The organism is Sphingobium sp. DC-2 (assembly GCF_000722555.1).
GTDB lineage: Bacteria > Pseudomonadota > Alphaproteobacteria > Sphingomonadales > Sphingomonadaceae > Sphingobium > Sphingobium quisquiliarum.
This window is the reverse complement of record NZ_JNAC01000145.1, coordinates 1-569: the sequence shown is the minus strand read 5'-3', so window position 1 is coordinate 569 and position 569 is coordinate 1. Positions and strand designations below refer to the sequence as shown.

Genomic DNA, 569 nt, shown 5'->3' with positions numbered 1-569 from the left:
ACAACCTCCTCGCCGCAGCGCACGATGATGCGGTCGGCATAGGCACGGACCTGCACCGTGCGCCGCGCCATCGTCGAGAGAACCGAGTAGCGGTTGCGGTCGAAGCTGATCAGGCAGGTGCCCGTCACCGCATGCTCGCTCTCGTTGAAGCCGTCGAACGGCCCCAACATCGGTTGCAGTGCCGATCGTTCGATCTCCAGCGCCTGCGCTACGGTTAGCTCGCCCTGTTCAGGATGCGCCTGCCGTTCCGCCCAGCGCCGACACTCGGCCTCCAGCCAGCCATTGAGCTCCTCGAGGCTGGCGAACCGCAACCGGGGCTGGAAGAAGCGACCCCGGATCGTCTGCACCTGGTTCTCGACCTGCCCCTTCTCCCATCCCGCCGCAGGTGAGCAGGCGGTCGGCTCGATCATATAATGGGCGGTCATGATCAGGAACCGCCGGTTGAAGACCCGTTCCTTGCCGGTGAACACGCTCGTCACCGCCGTCTTCATATTATCGTAGATGCCGCGCCCTGGCACCCCGCCGAAGAAAGCAAAGCCGCGCGCATGCGCGTCGAACAGCATCTCCTG

The 569-nt window shown here is 64.7% G+C and carries 1 pseudogene; it reads right to left on the bottom strand.

From position 1 onward, the window contains the following. Positions 1 to 569: pseudogene (locus ET21_RS0123120) on the bottom strand (DDE-type integrase/transposase/recombinase); the annotation flags it as partial.